General features: G+C 58.3%; 12 protein-coding genes. All 12 read left to right on the forward strand.

The features are described 5' to 3' along the window. Positions 1–76: 76 nt before the first annotated feature. The 12 genes from rpsL (at position 77) to rpsC (ending at position 8,654) form a co-directional block, all read left to right on the forward strand. Positions 77–454 carry a 30S ribosomal protein S12 gene (rpsL, locus tag ACM62Q_RS04235; RefSeq protein ID WP_415033907.1) on the forward strand — a complete coding sequence of 126 codons (378 nt, stop codon included), beginning with the start codon at positions 77–79 and terminating at the stop codon, positions 452–454. Between the two features lie 111 nt (positions 455–565). Then, complete coding sequence (gene rpsG, locus ACM62Q_RS04240; RefSeq protein WP_415033909.1) at positions 566–1,036, forward strand: 30S ribosomal protein S7; 471 nt, start codon at positions 566–568, stop codon at positions 1,034–1,036. An 18-nt stretch (positions 1,037–1,054) separates the two neighbouring features. Next, positions 1,055–3,148 (forward strand): elongation factor G, encoded by a 2,094-nt coding sequence (fusA, locus tag ACM62Q_RS04245; protein ID WP_415033911.1) that lies wholly within the window; start codon positions 1,055–1,057, stop codon positions 3,146–3,148. Positions 3,149–3,169: 21 nt separating this feature from the next. Further along, positions 3,170–4,360 (forward strand): elongation factor Tu, encoded by a 1,191-nt coding sequence (gene tuf / locus ACM62Q_RS04250; RefSeq protein ID WP_415033893.1) that lies wholly within the window; start codon positions 3,170–3,172, stop codon positions 4,358–4,360. A 57-nt stretch (positions 4,361–4,417) separates the two neighbouring features. After that, positions 4,418–4,729, forward strand: coding sequence for a 30S ribosomal protein S10 (rpsJ, locus tag ACM62Q_RS04255; RefSeq protein ID WP_027456678.1), 312 nt, complete (start codon positions 4,418–4,420; stop codon positions 4,727–4,729). Between the two features lie 110 nt (positions 4,730–4,839). Further along, on the forward strand, positions 4,840–5,478 hold the full coding sequence (gene rplC, locus ACM62Q_RS04260) for a 50S ribosomal protein L3 (RefSeq protein WP_415033913.1): 639 nt from the start codon (positions 4,840–4,842) through the stop codon (positions 5,476–5,478). Between the two features lie 9 nt (positions 5,479–5,487). Then, positions 5,488–6,111 carry a 50S ribosomal protein L4 gene (gene rplD / locus ACM62Q_RS04265; protein ID WP_415033915.1) on the forward strand — a complete coding sequence of 208 codons (624 nt, stop codon included), beginning with the start codon at positions 5,488–5,490 and terminating at the stop codon, positions 6,109–6,111. Then, a complete protein-coding gene (rplW, locus tag ACM62Q_RS04270) occupies positions 6,108–6,410 on the forward strand; it encodes a 50S ribosomal protein L23 (protein ID WP_415033917.1) in 303 nt (100 codons plus the stop codon). Before rplD ends, rplW begins: the two co-directional genes overlap by 4 nt. Beyond that, positions 6,410–7,237 carry a 50S ribosomal protein L2 gene (rplB, locus tag ACM62Q_RS04275; protein ID WP_415033919.1) on the forward strand — a complete coding sequence of 276 codons (828 nt, stop codon included), beginning with the start codon at positions 6,410–6,412 and terminating at the stop codon, positions 7,235–7,237. Before rplW ends, rplB begins: the two co-directional genes overlap by 1 nt. Before the next feature lie 10 nt (positions 7,238–7,247). After that, entirely contained in the window at positions 7,248–7,523 is a 276-nt protein-coding gene (gene rpsS / locus ACM62Q_RS04280; protein WP_205201520.1) for a 30S ribosomal protein S19, read from the forward strand. Between the two features lie 9 nt (positions 7,524–7,532). Further along, positions 7,533–7,862 (forward strand): 50S ribosomal protein L22, encoded by a 330-nt coding sequence (gene rplV / locus ACM62Q_RS04285; protein WP_415033921.1) that lies wholly within the window; start codon positions 7,533–7,535, stop codon positions 7,860–7,862. Between the two features lie 9 nt (positions 7,863–7,871). Then, complete coding sequence (gene rpsC, locus ACM62Q_RS04290) at positions 7,872–8,654, forward strand: 30S ribosomal protein S3 (RefSeq protein WP_415033923.1); 783 nt, start codon at positions 7,872–7,874, stop codon at positions 8,652–8,654. Positions 8,655–8,710 lie beyond the last annotated feature (56 nt).

Consider the following 8,710-nt stretch of genomic DNA (forward strand, 5'->3'; position numbering starts at 1 on the left):
AATCATTGTTTCCGCTTTGGATAACAAAATTGCCGTCGAGCCTCGCGTGAGGCCCGGCTGTTGAAGGAAGTTTGATATGCCGACCATTAACCAGCTCGTGCGCAAGCCGCGTGTTGCCGAAAAGGCCAAGAGCAAGGTTCCTGCACTGGAAAAATGCCCGCAAAAGCGTGGCGTGTGCACCCGCGTTTACACCACGACTCCGAAGAAGCCGAACTCCGCTTTGCGTAAAGTGTGCAAGGTTCGTCTGACCAATGGCTTCGAAGTCATTTCCTATATCGGCGGCGAAGGCCACAACCTGCAGGAGCACTCCGTGATCCTGATCCGTGGCGGCCGTGTGAAGGATTTGCCCGGTGTGCGTTACCACACCGTGCGTGGCTCCCTGGATACGCAGGGTGTTAAAGATCGTAAGCAGTCCCGTTCCAAATACGGTGCTAAGCGACCGAAGGCTGCCTGATTATCGGGTTAGCTTAAGTAAGTGGCCATTCGTCTGGGTGGCCAAGAGGGCCGGGGAAGCGTTGCTTCGTCCCGGCTTTTCAACTGAATGTGTTCATAAAGAGGTAAATCTATGCCGCGTCGTCGCGAAGTCCCCAAACGGGACATTCTGCCGGATCCCAAGTTCGGTAGCGTTGAAGTTTCCAAGTTCATCAATGCCGTTATGCAAAGCGGCAAAAAATCGGTTGCCGAGCGCATCGTATACGGTGCTTTCGCCATCATCAGCCAGAAGTCGAGCAAAGATCCGCTCGAAGTGTTCACGGCGGCGATGGGTAATGTCAAGCCGATGGTCGAAGTGAAGTCGCGCCGCGTCGGCGGTGCCAACTATCAGGTGCCGGTGGAAGTGCGCCCGGCCCGTCGCGCTGCGCTGGCGATGCGCTGGTTGCGCGAATTCGCCCGCAAGCGTTCAGAAAAATCGATGGATCAGCGCTTGGCGGCAGAGATGCTGGAAGCGGCTGAAAATCGTGGCGGTGCTGTGAAAAAACGCGACGAAGTGCATCGCATGGCCGAAGCCAACAAGGCTTTCGCGCATTTCCGTTTCTAAGCGTCGGGGGTAATCAACGTGGCACGTAAAACACCCATTGAGCGCTATCGCAACTTTGGCATCTCGGCGCACATCGATGCCGGGAAAACCACCACCAGCGAGCGGATTCTTTTTTACACCGGCATGAGTCACAAGTTGGGCGAAGTGCACGACGGTGCGGCAACGACCGACTGGATGGAGCAGGAGCAGGAGCGTGGTATTACCATCACCTCTGCCGCGGTGACCTGTTTCTGGAAGGGCATGGACGGTTCCTACCCCGAGCACCGTTTGAATGTGATCGACACCCCGGGGCACGTCGACTTCACCGTTGAAGTCGAGCGTTCCATGCGTGTGCTCGACGGTGCCTGCATGGTTTACTGTGCGGTGGGCGGCGTGCAGCCGCAGTCGGAAACCGTGTGGCGTCAAGCCACCAAGTACAAAGTGCCGCGCCTGGCCTTTGTGAACAAAATGGACCGTTCGGGGGCCAATTTTTTCAAGGTGGTCGACCAGATGCGCGCCCGCTTGAAAGCCAATCCGGTGCCCATCGTGGTGCCGATTGGTGCCGAAGACTCCTTCAAGGGCGTGGTTGATCTGCTCAAGATGAAGGCGATCGTCTGGGACGAGGCTTCCCAGGGGATGAAGTTTGACTACGCAGACATTCCGGCTGACTTGCAAGCGGTCGCCGAAGAGTGGCGTGGCAACATGGTCGAAGCGGCGGCGGAAGCCAACGAAGACCTGATGAACAAGTACCTCGAAGAAGGCGAATTGTCGGAAGAAGATATTCTGACCGGTCTGCGCGCACGCACCCTGGCCTGCGAAATCCAGCCGATGTTGTGTGGTTCTGCCTTCAAAAACAAGGGTGTGCAGCGCATGCTCGACGCCGTGGTGCAGTTTTTGCCCTCGCCGGTCGATATTCCGCCGGTCGCCGGTGTCGATGACAATGAAAAAGACGTCGTGCGTCACGCCAGCGATGATGAAAAATTCTCGGCCCTGGCCTTCAAGTTGATGACCGACCCCTTCGTGGGGCAGCTCACCTTTATCCGTGTCTATTCGGGTGTGCTGGAGTCCGGTACCACCGTGCTCAATGCCGTCAAGGGCAAGAAGGAGCGCATCGGCCGCCTGCTGCAGATGCACGCCAACGATCGCCACGAAATCAAGGAAGTGCGTGCCGGTGACATCGCATCGGTGGTGGGGCTCAAGGATGTCACGACGGGTGAAACCCTGTGTGATCTTTCGGCCCCGGTCATTCTCGAGCGCATGGTCTTCCCGGAGCCGGTGATTCACGTCGCTGTCGAACCGAAAACCAAGGCTGACCAGGAAAAAATGGGCATCGCCCTCAATCGCCTGGCGGCTGAAGACCCGTCCTTCCGCGTGCGTACTGATGAAGAATCCGGCCAGACCATCATTTCCGGTATGGGCGAATTGCACCTGGAAATCATCGTCGATCGCATGAAGCGTGAATTCAACGTCGAAGCCAACGTCGGTGCGCCGCAGGTGGCTTACCGCGAGTGCATCAAGAAGGCGGTCGAACAGGAAGGCAAGTTCGTCAAGCAGTCTGGCGGTCGCGGCCAGTTCGGTCACGTCTGGCTCAAGATCGAGCCGAACGAAGCCGGCAAGGGTTACGAGTTCGTCGACGCCATCAAGGGCGGTGTGGTGCCGCGCGAGTACATTCCGGCGGTCGATAAGGGCTTGCAGGATGCCATTACCAGCGGCGTGCTGGCAGGCTTCCCGGTGGTCGATATCAAGTTCACCCTGTTCGACGGTTCGTACCACGATGTGGACTCGAACGAAAACGCCTTCCGCATGGCGGCCTCCATGGCTTTCAAGGAAGGCATGAAGAAAGCCAGCCCGACCCTGCTCGAGCCGATGATGGCCGTCGTTGTCGAAACCCCGGAAGATTACATGGGTAACGTCATGGGCGACCTCTCTTCGCGTCGCGGCATCGTGCAGGGCATGGACGACATGCCTGGCGGCGGCAAGGAAGTGCGCGCCGAAGTGCCACTCTCCGAGATGTTCGGCTATGCCACTTCGCTGCGCTCGCTCTCCCAGGGCCGTGCGACGTACACCATGGAATTCAAACACTATGCAGAAGCGCCGAAAAACGTCGCGGAAGCAGTCATCAACAAGAAATAATCCTGTTTAGGAGTCTCGATAATGGCTAAGGAAAAATTCGAACGGACCAAACCGCACGTCAACGTCGGCACGATTGGTCACGTTGACCACGGCAAGACCACGCTGACGGCGGCAATCACGACCGTTCTGTCGAAGAAGTTCGGTGGCGCAGCCAAGGGTTACGATCAGATCGATAACGCCCCGGAAGAAAAGGCGCGCGGTATCACGATCAACACCTCGCACGTTGAATACGAAACAGAAAACCGCCACTACGCGCACGTCGACTGCCCGGGGCACGCCGACTACGTGAAGAACATGATTACCGGTGCCGCCCAGATGGACGGTGCGATCCTGGTCTGTTCCGCCGCCGACGGCCCGATGCCGCAAACGCGTGAGCACATCCTGCTGGCCCGTCAGGTCGGCGTGCCCTATGTTCTGGTGTTCATGAACAAGTGCGACATGGTGGATGACGCCGAGCTGCTCGAACTGGTCGAAATGGAGCTGCGCGAGCTGCTCTCCAAGTACGATTTCCCGGGTGACGACACCCCGATCATTCACGGTTCGGCCCTGAAGGCGCTGGAAGGCGATCAGTCGGAAATTGGTGAGCCGGCGATTTTCCGTCTGGCCGAAGCGCTCGATAGCTATATTCCGACGCCGGAACGCGCCATCGACAAGCCTTTCCTGATGCCGGTGGAAGACGTGTTCTCGATCTCTGGTCGCGGTACCGTGGTGACCGGTCGCGTTGAGCGCGGCATCATCAAGGTCGGCGAAGAAATCGAAATCGTTGGTATCCGCCCGACGCAAAAAACCACCTGTACCGGTGTGGAAATGTTCCGCAAACTGCTCGACCAAGGTCAGGCGGGCGACAACGTCGGCGCACTGCTGCGCGGTACCAAGCGTGAAGACGTCGAGCGCGGCCAGGTGCTGTGCAAGCCGGGTTCGATCACGCCGCATACCCATTTTACGGGTGAGGTCTATGTGCTGTCGAAGGACGAAGGCGGTCGTCATACCCCGTTCTTCAACAACTATCGTCCGCAGTTCTACTTCCGCACGACCGACGTGACCGGTGCCATCTCGCTGCCGGAAGGCGTGGAAATGGTGATGCCGGGCGACAACGTGCAGATGACGGTGCAACTGATCGCGCCGATCGCCATGGAAGAAGGTCTGCGCTTCGCCATCCGCGAAGGCGGCCGTACCGTCGGCGCTGGTGTGGTGGCCAAGATCATCGCTTAATCGTTCTTTAAACCCCGGGGGCGGCATCCGTCGCCCCATTGTTCTTTGGAATCAATCATGCAAAACCAGAAAATCCGTATCCGTCTGAAGGCTTTTGACTATCGTCTGATCGATCAATCGGCACAGGAAATCGTCGAAACCGCCAAGCGCACTGGCGCTGTCGTGCGCGGCCCGGTGCCGCTGCCGACGCGTAAGCAGCGTTTTGACATCCTGCGCTCGCCGCACGTCAACAAGGCTTCGCGCGATCAGCTGGAAATCCGCACCCACCTGCGCTTGATGGACATCGTCGATCCGACCGATAAAACGGTCGACGCGCTGATGAAACTCGACCTGCCGGCTGGCGTGGACGTCGAAATCAAGTTGCAATAAGTAGTACAGGGCGGATATAATCCGCGCCTTTCGGGGGTCGCCGGCGACGGTGGCCCATTTGTAGTTTTACATCGACCGGCCAATCGCAGCCGGCGATGAGGAGAATAACCATGAGTCTAGGCCTTGTTGGTCGCAAGGTCGGCATGACTCGCATCTTTGCCGAGGATGGTGCTTCCATCCCGGTAACGGTGCTTGACGTGTCGAACAACCGCGTGACCCAAGTCAAAACGCCGGAGATCGATGGCTACGCAGCCGTCCAGGTCGCTTTCGGCAAGCGCCGTGCCTCGCGTGTTTCCAAGCCCTTGGCGGGGCATCTCGCCAAAGCGGGTGTGGAAGCCGGGCATGTGCTCAAGGAATTCCGCGTCGAAGCCAGTGATCTTGCCTCTTTGAAGGCGGGTGATACGGTGGCGGTGACTCTTTTTGCCGCAGGGCAGAAAGTGGATGTCACCGGTACTTCGATCGGTAAGGGTTTCCAAGGTGGCATCAAACGCCACAACTTTGCATCCCAGCGTGCCTCGCACGGTAACTCGATCTCGCATAACGCACCGGGTTCCATCGGTATGGCGCAGGATCCGGGCCGTGTTTTCCCGGGTAAGCGGATGTCCGGCCACATGGGCGACGAAACCACGACCATGCAAGGTCTGACCGTCGTGCGTGTCGATGCCGAGCGTCAGCTGCTGCTGGTGAAGGGTGCCGTTCCGGGTGCCAAAGGTTCCGACGTCGTCGTGCGTCCGACAGTCAAGGCGTAAGGGGGCGACATGGAACTGAAGTTGATTAACGAACAAGGTCAGGAAGCCGCCAAGCTGCAAGCTTCCGACGTGCTGTTCGGGCGTGATTTCAATGAAGCGCTGGTGCATCAGATCGTCGTTGCCTATCAGGCGAACGCGCGTTCTGGCGACAGCAAGCAGAAGGATCGCTCCGAAGTCCGTCACACCACCACCAAGCCGTGGCGTCAGAAAGGTACCGGTCGTGCGCGTTCCGGCTCCAATGGTTCGCCCTTGTGGCGCGGAGGCGGTCGGATTTTCCCGAACTCGCCCGAGCAAAACTACAGCCAGAAGGTCAATAAGAAGATGTTCCGCGCCGGCATGGCAGCGATTCTCTCCGAGTTGGCCCGTCAAGACCGCCTCCTGGTGGTTGATGATCTGACCATTGATGCGCCGAAAACCAAGCAGTTCACCGCCAAGCTCAAGGGTATGGGCCTCGAGGGCAACCTCCTGGTGATTACCGACGAGCTGACGGAAAACCTCTATCTGTCGTCGCGCAATCTGCCCAATGTTCTCGTGCTCGAAGCGCAGGAAGCCGATCCGGTTTCTCTGATCCGCTTTGCCAAGGTGCTGGTCACCAAGAACGCTGTGGCCAAGTTTGAGGAGATGTGGGGATGAACCAGGAACGTCTGATGCAGGTGCTCTTGGCACCGCAAATCTCCGAAAAGGCAACCTATATTGCCGAGAAGCGCAACCAGGTGATTTTCCGCGTTGCCCCGGATGCAACCAAGCCCGAAATCAAGGCGGCTGTTGAACTGATGTTCAAGGTCGAAGTGGATTCGGTGCAAGTTGCCAACGTGAAGGGCAAGGTCAAGCGCTTCAAGGGCGCAACCGGTCGCCGCAAGGGCTGGAAAAAGGCTTTTGTCGGTCTCAAGGCTGGCCAGGAAATCAATTTTGTTGAAGGAGGGAATGCGTAATGGCCCTCATTAAAGTCAAGCCGACTTCCCCCGGTCGTCGTGCGGTCGTTCAGGTTTCCAAGGCTGGGTTGCATAAGGGTAAGCCCTTTGCTGCCTTGGTCGAAAGCCAGTCGAAAAATGCCGGTCGTAACAACAATGGCCGCATTACCGTGCGTCACCAAGGTGGTGGTCACAAGCAGTCGTATCGCATCGTCGATTTCAAACGCGACAAAGACGGTATTCCGGGCAAAGTCGAGCGGATCGAATACGATCCGAACCGTACCGCCCATATCGCCTTGGTGTGTTATGCCGACGGTGAGCGCCGTTACATCATCGCCAACAAAGGCATGGTGGTCGGCCAGCAGGTCATGAGCGGCTCAGAAGCGCCGATCAAGTCCGGCAATGCCTTGCCTTTGCGCAATATCCCGGTGGGTACGACCATTTGCTGTATCGAAATGATCCCCGGCAAGGGTGCGCAGATCGCGCGTTCGGCCGGTGCCTCGGTACAACTCCTGGCGCGTGAAGGGGTGTATGCCCAGCTGCGTCTGCGTTCCGGCGAAGTACGCCGCATTCACGTCGAATGCCGCGCCACCGTCGGTGAGGTCGGTAACGAAGAAAACAGCCTGCGCAAAATCGGTAAAGCCGGTGCCCAGCGTTGGCGTGGTATTCGTCCGACCGTTCGCGGTACGGCGATGAACCCGATCGATCACCCGCACGGCGGTGGTGAAGGCAAGACCGGCGAAGGCCGCGTGCCTGTCAACCCGTGGGGTCAGCCGACCAAGGGGTATCGTACTCGCAGCAACAAGCGCACGGACAACATGATTGTCCAGCGTCGTCATAAGCGTTAAGGGGTAGGCAATGGGACGTTCTCTCAAAAAGGGCCCGTTTGTGGATGCACATCTGCTCGACAAGGTCGATGCAGTGCGTGCGACTAAAGACAAGCGCCCGATCAAGACCTGGTCGCGTCGTTCGACGATCCTCCCCGAGTTCATCGGTCTGACGATTGCGGTTCATAACGGTAAGCAGCATATTCCGGTGTTCGTCACCGAAAATATGGTCGGCCACAAGCTCGGCGAGTTTTCGCTGACCCGGACGTTCAAGGGTCACACTGCCGGCAAGAAAGCCAAGAAGTAAGGAGCTGACATGGAAACTCGTGCAAGTCTGCGAGGCGTACGCCTCTCGGCGCAAAAAGGCCGTCTTGTGGCGGATCTGGTGCGCGGCAAGCCGGTTGCTCAGGCGCTCAACATCCTGGCTTTCTGCCCCAAGAAAGGGGCTGGTATCGTCAAGAAGGTGCTTGAGTCGGCAATTGCCAACGCGGAACACAATGATGCAGCCGATATCGACGTACTGAAGGTCACCACCATCTACGTCGAAAAAGGCATGGTGCTCAAGCGCTTCACGGCGCGCGCCAAGGGTCGGGGCAATCGGATCAGCAAGCCGACCTGCCACATTTATCTGACCGTTGGTAACTAAGGAAGAGCCATGGGACAGAAAATTCATCCGGCCGGATTCCGACTGGCCGTTACCAAAAACTGGAATTCCCGTTGGTTCGCCAATAGCAAGGAATTCCCGGGCATGCTCAAGGAAGACGTCAAGGTGCGCGAGTACCTGAAGCGTAAGCTTGCCCACGCCTCCGTTGGTCGTGTGCTCATCGAGCGTCCGGCCAAGAACGCCCGCGTCACCGTTTTCTCGGCGCGTCCGGGCGTGGTCATCGGCAAAAAAGGCGAGGACATCGAACAGCTGCGTACGGATCTGCAGCGCATCATGGGGGTTCCCGTGCATGTGTCGATCGAAGAAATCCGCAAGCCGGAAACCGATGCCCAGCTGATCGCTGATTCGATCACCCAGCAGCTCGAAAAGCGTATCGCTTTCCGTCGCGCCATGAAGCGTGCGATGCAAAACGCCATGCGCCTGGGAGCTCAGGGGATCAAGGTGATGAGTGCCGGTCGTCTGAACGGTGCTGAAATTGCCCGCAGCGAGTGGTATCGCGAAGGCCGTGTGCCGCTGCATACCCTGCGCGCGGACATCGATTACGCCACCTCCGAAGCCCTGACCACCTACGGCATCATTGGTGTCAAGGTGTGGGTGTACAAGGGTGAGTTGTTGAATCGCAACGAGCAGCCCGCGGTTGAAGAAGTTGCCGAAGAGCGTCGTCCGCGCCGTGCGCCGGGCAAGCCGGAAGGTGACAAGCCGCGCAGCCGCACGGTGAAAAAGGCCGATGCAGGCGATGCGCCGGCCAAGCGCGTAAGAAAGGCAGGTGCTTAACATGTTGCAACCGAAACGTCGCAAGTTCCGCAAGGAACACAAAGGGCGTAACGAAG

The organism is Azonexus sp., from assembly GCF_047638095.1.
Taxonomy (GTDB): Bacteria; Pseudomonadota; Gammaproteobacteria; order Burkholderiales; family Rhodocyclaceae; genus Azonexus.